General features: G+C 45.8%; 17 protein-coding genes. 11 read left to right on the forward strand and 6 right to left on the reverse strand.

All coding sequences use genetic code 11. The features are described from left to right. The first annotated feature begins 39 nt into the window (after window positions 1-39). Together FG11_RS04120 and FG11_RS04125 are read left to right on the forward strand one after the other, a co-directional pair. Window positions 40-312: a SemiSWEET transporter gene (locus FG11_RS04120; protein ID WP_047533310.1), complete on the forward strand. Its 273-nt coding sequence runs from the start codon at window positions 40-42 to the stop codon at window positions 310-312. Window positions 313-365: 53 nt separating this feature from the next. Next, entirely contained in the window at window positions 366-704 is a 339-nt protein-coding gene (locus FG11_RS04125) for a hypothetical protein (protein WP_047533312.1), read from the forward strand. A gap of 17 nt (window positions 705-721) precedes the next feature. Here FG11_RS04125 and pgaD read toward each other — a convergent pair whose 3' ends face one another. The 4 genes from pgaD to pgaA form a co-directional block, all read right to left on the reverse strand. Beyond that, window positions 722-1,159: a poly-beta-1,6-N-acetyl-D-glucosamine biosynthesis protein PgaD gene (gene pgaD, locus FG11_RS04130; protein WP_020181814.1), complete on the reverse strand. Its 438-nt coding sequence runs from the start codon at window positions 1,157-1,159 to the stop codon at window positions 722-724. 9 nt (window positions 1,160-1,168) lie between these two features. Further along, a complete protein-coding gene (gene pgaC / locus FG11_RS04135) occupies window positions 1,169-2,419 on the reverse strand; it encodes a poly-beta-1,6-N-acetyl-D-glucosamine synthase (RefSeq protein WP_025224184.1) in 1,251 nt (416 codons plus the stop codon). A gap of 3 nt (window positions 2,420-2,422) precedes the next feature. Then, entirely contained in the window at window positions 2,423-4,330 is a 1,908-nt protein-coding gene (pgaB, locus tag FG11_RS04140; protein ID WP_052184927.1) for a poly-beta-1,6-N-acetyl-D-glucosamine N-deacetylase PgaB, read from the reverse strand. A 68-nt stretch (window positions 4,331-4,398) separates the two neighbouring features. Beyond that, entirely contained in the window at window positions 4,399-6,681 is a 2,283-nt protein-coding gene (gene pgaA / locus FG11_RS04145) for a poly-beta-1,6 N-acetyl-D-glucosamine export porin PgaA (RefSeq protein WP_047533320.1), read from the reverse strand. Window positions 6,682-7,103: 422 nt separating this feature from the next. On the opposite strand from pgaA, the gene rpsF reads away from it, so the two are divergent. The 9 genes from rpsF (at window position 7,104) to radA (ending at window position 13,541) form a co-directional block, all read left to right on the forward strand. Next, entirely contained in the window at window positions 7,104-7,478 is a 375-nt protein-coding gene (rpsF, locus tag FG11_RS04150) for a 30S ribosomal protein S6 (protein ID WP_020181818.1), read from the forward strand. Beyond that, on the forward strand, window positions 7,479-7,763 hold the full coding sequence (priB, locus tag FG11_RS04155) for a primosomal replication protein N (RefSeq protein ID WP_020181819.1): 285 nt from the start codon (window positions 7,479-7,481) through the stop codon (window positions 7,761-7,763). It abuts the gene before it with no gap. A 24-nt stretch (window positions 7,764-7,787) separates the two neighbouring features. Then, window positions 7,788-8,021, forward strand: coding sequence for a 30S ribosomal protein S18 (rpsR, locus tag FG11_RS04160; protein WP_020181820.1), 234 nt, complete (start codon window positions 7,788-7,790; stop codon window positions 8,019-8,021). Window positions 8,022-8,031: 10 nt separating this feature from the next. Continuing rightward, a complete protein-coding gene (gene rplI / locus FG11_RS04165; RefSeq protein WP_020181821.1) occupies window positions 8,032-8,481 on the forward strand; it encodes a 50S ribosomal protein L9 in 450 nt (149 codons plus the stop codon). Between the two features lie 78 nt (window positions 8,482-8,559). Then, on the forward strand, window positions 8,560-9,234 hold the full coding sequence (locus FG11_RS04170) for a DUF2490 domain-containing protein (RefSeq protein WP_047533322.1): 675 nt from the start codon (window positions 8,560-8,562) through the stop codon (window positions 9,232-9,234). 48 nt (window positions 9,235-9,282) lie between these two features. Beyond that, window positions 9,283-10,665, forward strand: coding sequence for a replicative DNA helicase (gene dnaB, locus FG11_RS04175; protein ID WP_047533324.1), 1,383 nt, complete (start codon window positions 9,283-9,285; stop codon window positions 10,663-10,665). Then, entirely contained in the window at window positions 10,655-11,086 is a 432-nt protein-coding gene (locus FG11_RS04180) for a hypothetical protein (RefSeq protein ID WP_152604039.1), read from the forward strand. Before dnaB ends, FG11_RS04180 begins: the two co-directional genes overlap by 11 nt. A gap of 14 nt (window positions 11,087-11,100) precedes the next feature. Then, window positions 11,101-12,168 carry an alanine racemase gene (gene alr, locus FG11_RS04185; RefSeq protein ID WP_047533326.1) on the forward strand — a complete coding sequence of 356 codons (1,068 nt, stop codon included), beginning with the start codon at window positions 11,101-11,103 and terminating at the stop codon, window positions 12,166-12,168. Then, complete coding sequence (gene radA / locus FG11_RS04190) at window positions 12,168-13,541, forward strand: DNA repair protein RadA (RefSeq protein ID WP_047533329.1); 1,374 nt, start codon at window positions 12,168-12,170, stop codon at window positions 13,539-13,541. Before alr ends, radA begins: the two co-directional genes overlap by 1 nt. A gap of 37 nt (window positions 13,542-13,578) precedes the next feature. Here radA and hpnE read toward each other — a convergent pair whose 3' ends face one another. Both hpnE and hpnD read right to left on the reverse strand, forming a co-directional pair. Then, a complete protein-coding gene (gene hpnE, locus FG11_RS04195; RefSeq protein ID WP_047533332.1) occupies window positions 13,579-14,880 on the reverse strand; it encodes a hydroxysqualene dehydroxylase HpnE in 1,302 nt (433 codons plus the stop codon). After that, window positions 14,873-15,709, reverse strand: coding sequence for a presqualene diphosphate synthase HpnD (gene hpnD, locus FG11_RS04200; protein WP_047533334.1), 837 nt, complete (start codon window positions 15,707-15,709; stop codon window positions 14,873-14,875). The genes hpnE and hpnD overlap by 8 nt, the downstream gene beginning before the upstream one ends. Between the last annotated feature and the right edge of the window lie 10 nt (window positions 15,710-15,719).

The raw sequence follows: 15,719 nt of genomic DNA on the forward strand, positions 1-15,719 counted from the left end.
AAATCAATAATTTAAGTTTAAATATTAAAGTAATTTATCATGATAATATCGGATTATTCACACTATATCGGGTCCGCAGGGGCGGTGATGACAACCATTTCATTTGTCCCGCAAGTGATCCATTCATACCGTACGCGTGATTTATCCGGCGTCTCGCTCTCCATGTATAGTATTTTTACGTTGGGAGTAGGGCTGTGGCTGTTGTATGGTGTGCTTAAACACGATTGGCCATTGATAGTAGCCAATAGCATTACGTTCTGTCTGGCTGCTATCGTGCTTGTATTGAAGATCCAGCAATCAAACAAAAAGTAGAGACATGCCATAAAAGTTGGAACTGATTTGAATGCTGTTTACTCAACCTAAGTATGACTAAACTATTCAAGAAATTGCCTGGCTTTATACAAAGTCCATCAGGGTTTGAATGGGTGTTATTTAAAAGGCTACCTATTTTATTTTTGATGGGCACACTGCTCGCCAGCACGCCAATCATCTATGCGTATTTTTTTAATCAACCCATTGATTTAGAAAAACAAAAAACTATTTATATGGCGCTAGGTTTGATTTTTAGCTATTGGTTTTTTGTTGGCGCTACTGCAATTGGATGTGTGCTGGTGATAATCATGAAAGGGCCCGCTTATGTTGCAGACCCTTATCCCTTACCCAAAGAAGACCCTGAGCTGGAAAAATCTTCGATTAATAGTTAGTGCTCGATGAACAACAACTATTGGCCCAATGAACGCAGCCCTGTCATTTCCCCATGCTGGTTAAAATCAACCGTCACGTTTTTCTCTGTTTGCATGTGCGTTAATGTTGCTTCATCTATGTTGAAATAACTGGCTATTACATTGCTTTTGATGGGTTCGGCGCCGCGCCGTCTAGTTTTGTTCTTGAACCTTAGCTGTTCAAGGTTTGCCCAAGCAATTAAAAAGCCACACAGCATCACAATGAATAATAAGTAATTGAGCAGCAGATGCTTAAACCCTAATATGCCGTTGAGATCAATCATATGGTACACAAACGTTTTGTAGCCCAGCCACCACGCCACTAGCGAGATAAGCGGTAGCCATAAGTAAACGTAGATAAACCATAAAAATAACGTCACGGACAGCCAAACAGATTTGAGCGTTTTAGATTGTAATTGTGCGTTTTCAATAATCATAAAATCACCTTATTTGGGTAAATGATGTAAACCGCGGTCAGGGCTGGTCCAGACTGCTTTTTTCTGCTTATTACGGAGAATTGCTTTTGGAAAGCCAATGACGGAGGTAATGGCAGACAGCACCCAGAACAGCATGGGATACCAAATCATCCAGTAGTAATAGCGTTTAATACGATGCTCGTATTTGCTATCAATCAGCAGGCTGACACCGAACTGTAGCAAGCAGGTAAAGCCTAAAATCACACCGTTCCAACCTGGTAGCAAGGTGTTGACGTACAAAGCCGGAGGTAATGGGATAAACTTCCCAATGGCCCACAGCAACATAATAGCCACCATCACGTATGCCCAAATGAGGCTGGTGATCAGTTCTAAGTAGATAATCCACATGCGGCGTTTGCGCCATAAATTGAAAATATCAAAATATTTCAATAAGACTTCGGCGCCGCCTTGTGCCCAGCGTATGCGCTGTTTAAATAAACCTTTCAATGTTTCTGGCATTAAAATCCAACATAAAGCATTAGGTTCAAAGCGCACATCCCAATGATTGGTTTGGAGTTTCCAACTGATATCAATATCTTCGGTAATCATATTGGTGCTCCAGTAGCCCACCTGATGCAATGCCGATTTTCTGAACATCGACACTACGCCGGAGACAGTGAAAATGCGGCCGTAAACACGTTGCGCGCGTTTGATTAAGCCGATGATAGAAGAGAATTCACCCACCTGTAATTTGCCCAGCAGGCTAGAGCGGTTGCGAATTCTGGGGTTGCCCGTGACTGCGCCTACACGTGGGCTTTCAATACAGTGGCGCATCATCCATGTAATACAGTGTGTATCTAATACGGCATCGCCATCAATACACATTAAAAATTCGTTTTTAGAGAGCATGGCTGCTGCACGTAAACCAGTGGCCTTGCCCTGGTTACTGCTCAAGTGAATGGCTTTTACCTTGTGATGCTTGGCGGCTAGCCGGTTTAATTTATCTCCTGTGTCATCGCTGCTACCGTCGTTTACCGCGATAATGTCATAGTCGGGGTAATCAAGTTGCAGCATGGCTTCTATGGTGTCTACCACATGCGCACCTTCGTTAAAGCAAGGCACAATTATACTTACCGGCGGGTACTCGGGCAGGATAGGCGCTTGTGTAAAGTCAGCGTCTTTTCTTTCCCAATGGAAATAATAATAAAGTCCGCCCACTATCCACAAGTAAGCCATAAACAGTGGGTAATAAAATGCAAAATCTAAGAGAAATTGAATCATGATTTATTTGGGTAAGTAGGGAAAATCACGTGCCGACATATAAGGCCGGATTTTTTCCACATTGGGTTGGTTGTGAATAAAGTCATCAGCGTAATAGCCAATGTGTTGCGCATCATTGCGCAGTAGTAGAGAGAACTGCTCAACTAATACTGCATCTTGAATCGGCTGTTTGCTTACCCAGTCAAAAGACTGCAATTCAAAAATAGTTTTTTTGATGCCATTAGGTGTATCTTTGGCTTGCTTCACAAGCGTTGTAAGCCATTGTTTGGAATCAGATACCTTTTCCATCTTAGGCATCGCCATGACGGCGGTGTAATCGTAATGACCTAAAAAGTCTGCATAATTTTGGGCCAGCCACGCTTCACTTTGTGGGTTCAGCATTGCGTTTGCATATAGATTCCGCGCAGTTTTGAGACCCGGTTGATATTGTTTGACCACATTGGCTAGCTCGACGGTAAAGTCAGTTATCCAGCGACTTTTCAAAGAGATCCACTGTGCTTTTTGTGTTGGATTGGCTTGAATGCGAGTAATAGAGCGGGGCAGTTGCCACTGCTTTTCATATACATCAAGTGCAAAATGGCTGTTATCTTCCTCGTCATTGAAGGTAGCATCATCATGAAAAATAATGCCTTGGAATAGCGCGTGTGTGGCTAAGTCCTCATAAATATCTTTGATCAGGGTGCGAGCTTCTGGCGAAAACGGGCTGAGGCGGCGATAGGTACCTGTATTTGCGCGCTGGGTAAGTGCCGTAACGCTGAGTTTAGCTTGCAGGGCTTTATCCGGTAAATCATAGGCCAGCACTGGCATCCACGCGTACACGTTTACGCTGGCGCGTGTGTTGAGCTGACGCGCTACACGGCTAAAAATATCTGCTCGAACCGGCAGATGGCGATTTTGAAAATACACGGCATCTGCCGTGCCATCACCATCTGGGTCAGCAAAGGCTTGTAAATACACGGTGGTTGGCGCGAGTGATTTGATACGCTCAATTAGCCCATCCAGATTTTTCCACATCTGCGCTTCGTCTTTGTCGTACACATAGTCTAAGTCCACATGTACAACACGCTGCTGATCATGCTCAATTTTGTGGCTGAGTATGCGGATAAGTGTTTCCTCATTGAGGTTAGCGTCAATAAGCGCACGGTTGATACTAGATAGCTCTTGGATGTTGTTCGGGTGCTCAGTGTTGTCATCCAGTGAAAAAGTGATCGGCATGCCTAGCTGCTTGGCGATATCGAGTGTGGTCTGGTTGTATCTGCCATAAGGCCAAGTCATGATACGTGGCCTTTTTCCTGTAATACGTTCTAGATAGTCGCTATTACGTTTTAAATCGTCAGTAATCCGTGCGACGTAAGCCGCTTGCGTTTCATAGCGTTTGCTTTCCGGATCGTATTGGTGCGTGATTGCTGCAGGCGCAGTGCTGCCATACGGGTTCAACAGCACGCCACGATGCAAGTTGTAGCTATGTGAAGAAAACTCAATCAGCCCGGATTGCCCCATCTCTTTGATTTGTGCCGTGCTTAAAAAACCATTTCTTGGCACCTGCACATCACCATAATTAACCATGGCTGTAGGGGCTGCATCTAACCAGCTACCTACCAGCGCAACCACAGCTGGGTATTTAAATAACTTGAGCAATGGGTAGGCGTGCGTATAAAAGCTTTGATAGCCATCGTCAAACGTGAGTAATACTGGTTTAGATGGCAATGGTTTGATGCCTTGTTGCGCATCTAGAATGTCGTTGACGCTAATAGGATGATAGCCATGGTCGCTGAGCCAAGTTAAATGGCTGGCTAAGTGTTTGGTAGAAAGTAGGGTGGTTTCTTTTTCCAAGCTGCCATCGACTTCGTCTTTGATATCGTGATAGCAAAGCACATCGTAACTGATGGCAGTTGGCGTGGCTTCAGCCATTGTTGTTGTGAGCAACGCTAGTAGTAGAAGTCCGTGGGATAGCAAGTTAAACATAAATAAAGTCGCTGTTAAAAAAGTAAGTTAATGTGGCCAAACAAGCTGCTGCGAGACTCTCTGATACCGTCGTAAGGTTGGCTACGGCGACCGATGCCATACTCCAAGTTCAGCCAGCGATTGATATCCCAATCATGGCTATAGCTAATCGCCCAAGTAGCGCCGCTACCAAAGTCTTGCTGCTGATAATTGCCTACACCGAGCGCCAGGCGCTGGGTAAACGAGCGGTCGTAACGGCGCCATGTCAGCCAATCCTGTCTTAAGGTAGCGCCAATGGCAACATCACTTTTAGGATTAAAGTACACCGTGTTATCACGGCTATTGCGAGAGGCTGATGCATCGATGCGCACATTGGCTTTGTAATGCGGTTGTGTGTACATGCGTCTATCCCAAGCCACTTGTAGGTTCTCACGTGTATTGCCATCGGACATATGCATATAGCCTACGGACGCGGCGGCCTGCGTGAGCTCGCTCCAGCGGTAAGTCAAGCCTGCAGTCATCAGGTCACCTTGAATACCCACGCGCTGGCCTCTTACCGGTGCTTGTTGAGAGTTAAACGCAATTTCTGAGTTGAATAACCAGTAATCATCTGCGCGGTACTCAGCACGCACCGCGCCGGTCGCGCCATGACCATCTTGGGTGGCGAGCCCTAACTGTGAGGATATCAGCCAATCGTGGCTGCGATACTCTAGTCCAACTGCTGGTGCAAGTACGGCGCCTGATCCTTCCGGGAAAGTGCCGTGGTTATAGTCTGTATTCGCATATACACGGTAGTTGTCGTTAAATGGTGCTGAGTACAACCATGCATTGATATAACTAGACTTAGTGCCAATGGCCGCACCAGAAGATTTGCCAGTATTGAAATCACTGATGAATTGTCGTTTTTGATGCAAGTCCCAGCGTTTATTCAATTCCTTGAGCGCTGGATCATCGGGCGTGATGTAGGTGTTGAGTGTCTGAATTTCTTTGTTAGCCAGCACCCAGTCTCTGCCATCCAAGTAAGTGTGGGCTAATCCATAGCGTGCTTGTGTGTCGTACTTATCTTGTGCCAGATTGTCTTGGTATGTTTTTCCGGCCAAATCAACCCAACCGCGCCAGCGCCAAATGTTTGCTAAGTTATTCTTAAGCTCAGGGTTGCTCGGACCGATGTTTTGTAATGCAACGAGCGCTTGTTCACTCCCCGCTAAGTTATCACCATAGGCCATTCCCATGGCGGCCACGGTATCTGCCTGAAGCTTTTTGTCGTTTTGACGTACTGTAGGGTTGTCATTACGATTCAGATAGCTTGGTTCTTCCGCCGCGATTTTTTGAATGTGCGCTGTTGCTTCGTCAAATCGCTCTAACTCGATCAACGCATAAAACTTATCTAATTTGGTATTGTAGTTTTGCGGATCCTTGACAAGGATTGCGTCCAGTACAGTAAGCGCATGTTCAGGTTCGCGTAGCTCAAGGTAGGCATCTGCCACAGCGCTCATTGCGTAAACTGGAAGTTCGATATGCTGTGCGTTGAGTTGATTGAAATGAGCAATGACCTCTGCCGCGCGGTGGCGGTCGCGTAATGCCAACATGCGGTCAAACACTAACTTGCGTTTCGCTATATCGTTAACGTCTACTGTTGCCCAGTCGCATTGACAGGCCTTGTCCAATGCGTTTAATGCTTGGTCGGTATCAGCATACGGGCGTAATGGATTTTGTGGCTCAAGTTCACCCCATCGTACGTAAGAAGCCGCATGACTGGCCTTAATAGGTTGTGCTTGATTGGCTTCAAATTGATATTGTTGCTGTAGCTCATTGGCTTTGCTGGTGGCGCCTAAATCGCTTGCGGCGGAAGCCAGTGTGCCTGCCATGGCTGTGTCTTTGGGGTTCAGTGCCAGCAATCGTTGGCTAGCATCCAGTATTTTAATTGGGCTGTGTGTTTGCTGACCTAAATAGAGTTGTGCATTTAGTAGCTCTACATTCCCTGCATAGTTTTCTTTTAATGTGGCAATTTCGGCCTCGGCTAGCGTATATTCCTGGCGATCAATTTGTACCAATGCATGTGCAATTTTGTAGTCTACCAATTGAGGGTTACGCACAATCAGTGTTTCATAATGTTGTAATGCTTGTGTAAAGTCACCGGTTTGGCGTGCTTTTTTGGCCAAAGTAGCAAGGGTTTGTTCTGATATTTCGTCAGTTGTGTTGTGTTGGCTGGCAGCTAATAGTGTTTGGCTTTGCATGCCAAATGCTAAAATAATTGCAATGCTCATCTTACGCATGGCGCTTGTTACAATAGGGTTAGACTGCTTGATACGGTTCATATGAGTAGGCATTTTTTAAACTTATAATTGAGACAAAATAAATAAGCGCAACATGGAAAAAGCAAATTTTGTGCCAAAAGAACTTTACCATTATAATGAATGAGATACGTCAACTTTATTGTAAAAATTCATTAAAAAATTATGTGTTTTAATCCGTTAAAATAGAGGCTGAGTGAAGGGGGATGTGAGGGTGTATAAGGTAACGCGCCTACACATGGCGCAAATTATCCCCACACATTTTTGCTAGGATATTGGCTTGAATAAAATAATACTTGGGGATTGATACGTAGCATTTCTGCGCAATCAATGCGTTAAGGCGGATAAATCGTTTGATTAATAAACCCTTTTGACCTATAATCGCGGACTTTCCAACCTTGCCACACCACAACGCATATGGGTGGCTTTAACCAAAAGGAGATTCCATGCGACATTATGAAGTAGTATTTATCGTTCACCCAGATCAAAGCGAGCAAGTGCCTGCGATGATTGAGCGTTACCGTACGCAAATCACTACAGGCGGTGGCAACATTCACCGTTTGGAAGATTGGGGTCGTCGTCAACTTGCTTATCCTATTCAAAAAATTCACAAAGCGCACTATGTGTTAATGAACATTGAATGCAGCCAAGAAGTGCTTGAAGAGTTAGAGCACGGCTTCAAATTCAATGACGCTGTATTGCGCCATTTAACACTGTCTACTAAAGCCGCTGTGACTGCGCCAAGCCCAATGATGAAAGAAGAGAAATCTAAATCAGTATTGGCAGACGCACCAGCAGCAACAGAGGCAGCTGCAGCGTAATTGAATAAATTAGTGCTGAGTGGTGCTGTAACCTCGATTGAGCCGTTACGCTACACACCAGCAGGATTACCGTTGTTGAGTTTTGTGTTACATCATGTTTCAGAAGTAAGTGAAGCAGGGTTAAAGCGAAAAATTGAATGTGAAGTGAGTGCTGTGATGATGGGCGAACTGGCCAATACAGCGATTCAATTGGGAAGCCAAATCAAAGCCGCTGGTTTTTTGGCAAAGCGAAGCGCAAAAAGTACACAACTGGTAATGCACATACAGAATATAGCGCTTATTTAAATATTAAAGTTTAGGAGTATTACCATGGCAAGAGATATGTACAAACGCCGCCGTTACTGCCGTTTCAGTGCAGAAGGCATCAAAGAAGTCGATTATAAAGATGTGGATTTACTGAAAGATTTCATTTCAGAAAACGCAAAAATTATTCCAGCCCGTATGACCGGCACAAAAGCTAAATACCAACGTCAATTAACCTCAGCGGTTAAACGTGCGCGTTTCTTAGCATTGCTACCATACACAGACAAACACCCAGGCTAAGGAGAGCAAGATGCAAGTGATTTTATTAGAAAAAGTAGCCAACCTTGGTGTGTTGGGCGATATCGTTAAAGTTAAAGACGGTTTTGGCCGCAACTTTTTAATTCCACAAGGCAAAGCAAAACGTGCAACAGAAGCTAACAAAGCCGAGTTTGCTGCGCGTCGTGCAGAATTAGAAAAACAACAAGCAGATATCTTGGTTGCAGCAAAAGCACGTGGCGAAAAATTAGCTGGGGTGAATGTGCAAATTACACAAAAAGCAGGTGTGGATGGCCGTTTATTCGGTTCAGTAACCAACATTGACGTTGCTGAAGGCTTAAAAGCACTCGGTCACGATGTGGTGAAATCTGAAGTGCGTATGCCAACAGGTCCGTTGAAAACTATTGGTGAGTTCCCAATCAGCGTGGCGTTACATCACGATGTAGTAGTGGACATCACTGTGACTGTGGCAGCAGAAGCTTAAGTTTTAAGCTGCAGTAAAAAAGCCGATCTTCATGGTCGGCTTTTTTTATTTCTATCATCGACGAGATAAAATAAGGTTATGAAGAAATTATATGTATGTTTGTTGCTGTTGAAGGCGCAATCTTTTGCTTATGCAGAAGATACCATTGAGGATGGCCGTTTTTGGTTAACCCTAAGTCATGATTACCATATCAATGATCAATGGCGTATCAATTTGCATGTGCAGCCACGCTGGCGCCACGAGGGCCGTGAGTTTGATCAGATTATTTACCGTCCTAGCATTTACTATAAGCTGGCGCCAAGTTTGAGCGTGGGAGGGGGGTATGGTTATATCCTGACGCATCTCACAAGCGGCGGTAATACACACGAGCAGCGCTTATGGCAGGATGTCATTTACCAAACCAACCTTACGGAAGACATTAAGTTTCTATCGCGCTCAAGATTAGAGCAGCGTCATTTAGAAGGCCGGTCAGACGTTGCGCATCGCTTTCGCCAGACCGTGCGACTTGCTGTGCCAACGCGGCTAATCAGCGGGTTAAGTGCGGTGTTTTATGATGAGTATTTCATCAATATGAATGATGCAAGTTGGGGTGTGCATCGTGGCTTTGATCAAAACCGTGCTTTCGTTGGCGTGAATTATCTATTCAATCAACACGCCAACATGGATGTCGGCTATTTAAACCAGTATGTGAATCGTCCAAATGTAGATGTTGAGAATCATGTTCTGGCGATTACGATTAACACGCAATTTTAGTTTTACAATTTTGTTAATCAGCGTTTCGAGCACTGCTATAATCGCCTTATGGCAGACGAACAATTAGACGCATTAAAACTCCCCCCACATTCCATCGAAGCAGAGCAGTCTGTCATTGGTGGTTTGTTATTAGAAAATGATGCACTCGATAAAATCGCAGATATTTTATCGCCAGATGACTTCTATCAGCATGATCATAAAACGATTTATCAGCATATTGCCAAGCTAATTGAGCGTAATCGCCCGGCGGATATTGTCACTGTTGCGGAATCATTGGAAAGTACTGCTGAGTTATCCGCAATGGGTGGCATCGCCTATTTAGGCGCACTGGCGCAGAACACGCCAACGGCCGCCAATATTCGCCGCTATGCAGAAATCGTGCGTGAACGCGCGATTATGCGCAAGCTGGTGGCTGTGGGTTCTGATATTGCTGGCAGCGCATACAACCCCAATGGGCGGGATGCGCAGCAATTATTGGACGAAGCCGAAGCCAAGATTTTCCAGATTGCCGAAGGAGGCAATCGTAAGTCTGAAGGCTTCCAAGACATCAAAGAGCTATTGCCTCAAGTGGCAGAGCGTATCGACATGCTGTTCTCACGTGATAACCAAAGTGATGTAACTGGCATTCCCACAGGCTTTTCCGATTTAGACTCCATGACGTCTGGCTTGCAGCCTGGCGACTTGGTGATTGTGGCTGGTCGTCCATCCATGGGTAAAACAGCTTTCTCATTGAATATTGCTGAGAACGTAGCGCTGGATACAGGTTTGCCTGTGGCGGTATTCTCAATGGAGATGGCGTCTACACAACTCGCCATGCGTATGATTGGTTCAGTCGGGCGCTTAGATCAGCACCGCATGCGTACTGGTCGATTAGAAGATGAAGATTGGGAAAAACTGACCACAGCATTAGGCAAGCTGAACGAAGCGCCCGTATTTATTGATGAAGGCGCGGGTTTGAGCAGCTTTGATGTGCGTGCGCGTGCCCGACGTTTGCACCGCCAAACCGGTAAGTTGGGTCTAATTGTGATCGACTACTTGCAGTTGATGTCAGCACCTGCCGGTAAGCAAGGTGAAAACCGCGCGACTGAAATTTCAGAGATTTCTCGTTCACTTAAAGCATTAGCCAAAGAACTGGATGTGCCGGTGATTGCGTTATCTCAGCTGAACCGAAGCGTGGAGCAGCGCCCTGATAAACGCCCAGTGATGAGTGACTTACGTGAGTCCGGCGCGATTGAGCAAGATGCGGACTTGATTTTGTTTATTTATCGTGACGAAGTGTATAACCCGGATAGCCCGGATAAAGGCACGGCAGAAATCATTATCGGTAAGCAACGTAACGGTCCTATCGGGCGTGTGCGACTCACCTTTATTGGTGCCAATACGCGTTTTGAGAATTTTGCCAATTCGGGTCATATGGCAGATGAATACTAGTTTTTATTTTTCAAAGTGGATAAAGCCACTTTTAAAGCCAGTTCTTTACCTTTTTTGCGCTTCTGCAGTCATCGTAATCGCTGCAATGGCTGTTGCTTGGTATTTATTGACACCTGATCATGATATTTTTAAAAGTGAGAAGTTTGATAAAAAATTATGGCGTGAAGATGCCTTGGCTAATCGGCTCAGCAACCCAAAGGATTGTCAACGCGGTCGTATGACTCAACACGTCATTGATACTATCCGCAATGCTCACCTAACCAGAAACGATGTTATCAATATGTTAGGTGAACCAGATAATTCTAACTCCGCTTTGTTTCAATATGATATCGGATGGTGTGGCTATATTGATCCTAATACGCTTGATATTGAGTTTATGGAAGATGGTTATATATACCAAGCTGGAATTGTTAATCATTAAATTGAGATTTTAAATTGCGTCCTATTTTAGCCACAGTATCCCAGCAGGCGCTCGCCCATAATCTAAATGTGGTTAGGCAACTCGCGCCTGATTCCAAGGTCATGGCCGTGGTGAAAGCCAATGGCTACGGTCATGGCTTGTTTAACGTGGCACATGGTTTAAACGATGCGGATGGGTTTGCCGTGCTGGGCTTGAATGAAGCCATTGATTTACGCGAAGCAGGCTTTACGCAGACTATTTTGTTATTAGAGGGTGTATTTGATGCGCGCGAGTTGAATATTGCAGCGTCATACCATGTTGACGTGGTCGTACATTGCCAGCCACAAATCGCAATGCTACAACAGACAAGCTTGATTGCACCGATGCATGTGCACCTGAAAATGAATACTGGCATGAATCGCTTAGGTTTTCAGCCAGATGCCTATTTGCAAGCGTATAGCGAATTACAAACCTGCGTCAATGTGTCGGACATCACCTTGATGACGCATTTTGCGACTGCGGATGAAGCAGCGGGCGTAGAGAAGCCTCTCCATACATTTCACTCTGTGGTCAAACAATTGCCAAATGCACAATCTGTGGCCAATTCAGCCAGTATTTTGCGCTACAAAGAAACCCATGCAGATTGGGTGCGCCCAGGCATTATGTTATATGGTGCAAGCCCTGTCAGCGGCACGCCTGTTGAGTATTTCAATCTGAAGCCGGCCATGCAGTTCATGAGCCAACTCATTGCAACGCAAACGCTAGCGGCGGGGGAGAGTGTAGGTTACGGACAACGATTTACGGCAACACAGCCTACGCGTATTGGCATTGTGGCGTGTGGTTATGCGGATGGCTACCCAAGGCATGCACCAAACGGTACGCCCATCGCGGTGAATGGTAAATTGACCCAAACCTTGGGTCGTGTATCGATGGATATGTTGTTCTGTGATATCACATCTATCCCAGATGCGCTCATTGGTTCCCCAGTGGAGCTATGGGGCAATACGGTTGCCGTGGATGCTGTAGCCGAAGCTTCAGGTACCGTAGGTTATGAGTTGTTATGCGCCGTTGCACCCAGAGTGCCAATGAAAGTTGTAGATTGATGGCCAAAGTAAAATCGGTGTACACCTGTACCGAATGCGGTGCAGCCGAGCCGAAATGGCAGGGCCAATGCCCAAGTTGCAATGCTTGGAATACGCTGGTCGAAAGTGTAGCTGAGACGAGTACCTCTACTAACCGCTATGCCAATAAGTTTGAAGGGCTGGCGACCACAGGTCAGTTACAAAAGCTTTCGACGGTTCAAGCCGCTGAAATCGCACGCATCCCGACTGGGATTAGCGAGTTTGATCGCGTGTTAGGAGGGGGCTTGGTGGAAGGTGGTGTCATCTTAATTGGTGGCGACCCTGGCATTGGTAAATCGACATTACTGTTACAGACGTTGTGCCACCTTGGGCGCAATAGCAAGGCTATTTATGTCAGTGGTGAAGAGTCCCCGCAGCAAATTGCCATGCGTGCACACCGCTTGGGGTTAGACGCTTCAGAGTTGGACTTGCTGGCTGAAATTAACTTAGAGAAAATTCTCGCCACGCTACAAACCCACAAACCCAATATTGCAGTCATCGACTCTATTCAAACCGTCTATTCTGAAGCGCTACAATCTGCACCTGGCTCGGTAGCACAAGTGCGTGAATGCTCAGCGCAATTGACGCGTCTGGCCAAGCAATTAGGTATCACGGTGATATTGGTGGGGCACGTGACTAAAGAGGGTGCTTTGGCAGGGCCGCGTGTGCTGGAACATATTGTCGACACCGTACTGTATTTTGAGGGCGACCAGAACTCGTCATTCAGATTGATTCGCGCCTTTAAAAACCGCTTTGGTGCGGTGAATGAATTAGGCGTGTTTGCTATGACGGAAAAGGGTCTGCGTGAAGTAGCCAATCCTTCCGCATTGTTTTTATCGCATCATGAAAGCCAAGTCGCGGGTAGCTGTATTACAGTCACCATGGAAGGAACACGTCCGTTATTGATTGAAGTGCAGGCGCTAGTGGACGAAAGCCACGCGCCCAGCCCAAAACGCTTGTGTGTAGGCTTAGAGCAAAATCGTTTAGCCATGTTATTAGCCGTGCTGCATCGCCATGCAGGCGTCGCATGTTTTGATCAAGACGTATTTATTAATGCTGTAGGTGGTGTGAAAATTAGTGAGCCTGCAGTGGATTTGGCTGTATTGTTATCCATCGTTTCTTCCTTAAAAAACAAACCATTAAACGATAAACTTATAGTATTTGGTGAGGTTGGGTTGGCGGGTGAAGTGCGACCTGTGACAGGTGGTCAGGTACGATTGAAAGAGGCAGCGAAGCTAGGCTTTACGCAAGCGATTGTGCCAAAAGCCAATGCGCCAAAAACCAAGATTGCGGGTATGGAAGTGATTGCGATTGATCGTTTAGAGCAAGCCTTGCAAGTGATTCGGCAACACTAATTTTTGTAACCTGGTTCTCGTATTTAGCCTTCGCAAGCTAGTTATCTTGCAATATCAAATTGGCAGCAGCAATTCCACTACGTACTGCGCCCTCAATTGTGGCTGGATAGTCGCCAGCGGTATAGTCACCAGCAAGGTATAGATTGGGATAAGCTGTCTGATGATTTGGGCGGGCTAGATTGACATCACAACTAAATGTAGCGCGCTTTTCAGTCACCACTTTATGCCATATTGGTTTCTCAAGCTGTGGAATCGCTTGTGTCAATTCTGTATGGATAGTCTCGGCGAGTGTAGTCTGATCCATCTCTAAATCGGCATGCGCGCTGATGACAACTGCCAATAAGCCATCTTGACCACACACTTGGCCCCGATCAAATACCCATTGTGATGTGCTATTGACCATGCCTAGCATGGACTGCGATAAGCGGGTGGTCTTGTTGTATTGCAAATAGACTGTAGTGATAGGCTGGTAAGCAAACTGTTCAGTTGCTTGATTCAGTAATGGAAGCGTCTTAGTCAAATACTTCACTTGATGCGGCCCCGTTGCAATCATGACGTGGCTAAATACAAGCTCCTCTTCTTGCGTGGTGAGTGCGTAACCATGTTCTGTTTGGCGAATGGCTTTCACTGTTGTACTGGTGAGAATACGGCCACTTTGCTGAGTAACAAAATCCGCCCACGGTGCACTCAGTAGCGTGGTTAAATCTGTTTTAGCCAATAAGACATCTGCATCATGCGTTTTCTGATTAAAGCTATCGCGCAACACGTTTAAGAATACTTGTGCGCTGGCTTGCTGCAACGGTGTGTTTAACGCAGCCAAGCACAAGGGCTCCCACAATGATTGAATCAGCGTTTTAGTTTGATGTTGGCGAGACAAAAATGCGGCTAAAGTCTCATCTTGAGGCACTGTAAATGCATGCCATTTCATCCACACCATCATGCGTAACGCACACCATTTGTCACGCAGTGATAAGCCTTGCGCAGTGAGTAGGCCCGCCAATATATGTAGTGGTGCGGGCAAATAGGTTGGGGCTTTTAAGCGAAAATAGCGTTGCTGCGCAAGGTCAAGCACCGAGAGTGCGAGTGGGATACGTTGAATCGTTTGATGTAGCGGAGCGTGGGTCAGCTTGAGTAATCGCAAAGTTTCACGATAAGCCCCCAACAGAATGTGTTGACCATTGTCTAAAGGAAGGCCTTGATATTGAATGCCTTTCGCCCGCCCACCCAATTGGCTGTTGGTTTCAAATACGGTCACATTTGCATCCGCGTTTGCTAAAGTCACTGCCGCGGCCAACCCTGCAACACCGCCACCAATAATGGCAATTGAACGCTTAGGCATATTTGAAGTAAGTATGTAAGGCTAGCCTAAATTTTCGGAATGGGGGCAGAGAGGTTTTGTGATTGAGTACTTTTTCTGGCTCAGCTTTAATTTCACGTAATAACGTGCGGTAGATGGCAGCCATCATTAAGCCTGTACGTTGTTGCTTGGTATCTTCTTTGGGTAGCTCGTTGAGTGCTTTGTCATAAAAAGTCTCAGCACGCTCGATTTGAAATGCCATTAAGGTTTTGACTGCCTCAGTTTCGTGGCCTTGTAAAATGTCTTCCTCAGTCACGCCCGCTTTTGCCAGTTCATCCAACGGCAAGTAAATACGGCCTCTACGTGCATCCTCGCCAACATCTCTAATAATATTGGTAAGCTGAAACGCCATGCCTAAATCATGTGCATATTTAAGCGTTTTGCGATGTTGGAAGCCAAAAATCTGTGCAGAAAGCAAGCCTACGACACTGGCCACGCGATAGCAGTAGAGCTGAAGTTGTTTGAAATCTTCATAGCGATTGAATTTTAAATCCATCTCCATGCCATCAATAATTTCCTGAAAGTGCTCTTCTGCCAATTGATATTGCTGCACAATAGGGGTAAGTGCTTTGGTGACCGGATGCTGCGCTTGCTTGAGAAATAAACGCTGGATTTCAGTTTTCCACCAGTTGAGCTTGGTCTGAGCGACTTGATAATCGGTGCATTCATCCACCACATCGTCGACCTCGCGGCAAAATGCATAGAGCGCTGTCATGGCCTCTCGCTTTGCTTTGGGTAGAAAAATAAAACTAAGCGTAAAGCTAGAACCGCTCTCGGCGGTTTTTTGTTTGCAGTATTCGAGTGGTGTCATCGTTGGGCTT

Source organism: Methylotenera sp. N17 (assembly GCF_000799155.1).
In the GTDB taxonomy this organism is placed as follows: domain Bacteria; phylum Pseudomonadota; class Gammaproteobacteria; order Burkholderiales; family Methylophilaceae; genus Methylophilus.

Bases quoted from the DNA above. Each gene is read 5' to 3' on its own strand.
- rpsF (WP_020181818.1), top strand. From the start codon at position 7,104: ATGCGACATTATGAAGTAGTATTTATCGTTCACCCAGATCAAAGCGAG.
- pgaD (WP_020181814.1), bottom strand. From the start codon at position 1,159: ATGATTATTGAAAACGCACAATTACAATCTAAAACGCTCAAATCTGTT.
- FG11_RS04180 (WP_152604039.1), top strand. From the start codon at position 10,655: ATGAATACTAGTTTTTATTTTTCAAAGTGGATAAAGCCACTTTTAAAG.
- hpnE (WP_047533332.1), bottom strand. From the start codon at position 14,880: ATGCCTAAGCGTTCAATTGCCATTATTGGTGGCGGTGTTGCAGGGTTG.
- rpsR (WP_020181820.1), top strand. From the start codon at position 7,788: ATGGCAAGAGATATGTACAAACGCCGCCGTTACTGCCGTTTCAGTGCA.
- pgaC (WP_025224184.1), bottom strand. From the start codon at position 2,419: ATGATTCAATTTCTCTTAGATTTTGCATTTTATTACCCACTGTTTATG.
- FG11_RS04120 (WP_047533310.1), top strand. From the start codon at position 40: ATGATAATATCGGATTATTCACACTATATCGGGTCCGCAGGGGCGGTG.
- pgaB (WP_052184927.1), bottom strand. From the start codon at position 4,330: ATGGCTGAAGCCACGCCAACTGCCATCAGTTACGATGTGCTTTGCTAT.
- FG11_RS04170 (WP_047533322.1), top strand. From the start codon at position 8,560: ATGAAGAAATTATATGTATGTTTGTTGCTGTTGAAGGCGCAATCTTTT.
- hpnD (WP_047533334.1), bottom strand. From the start codon at position 15,709: ATGACACCACTCGAATACTGCAAACAAAAAACCGCCGAGAGCGGTTCT.
- dnaB (WP_047533324.1), top strand. From the start codon at position 9,283: ATGGCAGACGAACAATTAGACGCATTAAAACTCCCCCCACATTCCATC.
- pgaA (WP_047533320.1), bottom strand. From the start codon at position 6,681: ATGAACCGTATCAAGCAGTCTAACCCTATTGTAACAAGCGCCATGCGT.
- radA (WP_047533329.1), top strand. From the start codon at position 12,168: ATGGCCAAAGTAAAATCGGTGTACACCTGTACCGAATGCGGTGCAGCC.
- FG11_RS04125 (WP_047533312.1), top strand. From the start codon at position 366: ATGACTAAACTATTCAAGAAATTGCCTGGCTTTATACAAAGTCCATCA.
- rplI (WP_020181821.1), top strand. From the start codon at position 8,032: ATGCAAGTGATTTTATTAGAAAAAGTAGCCAACCTTGGTGTGTTGGGC.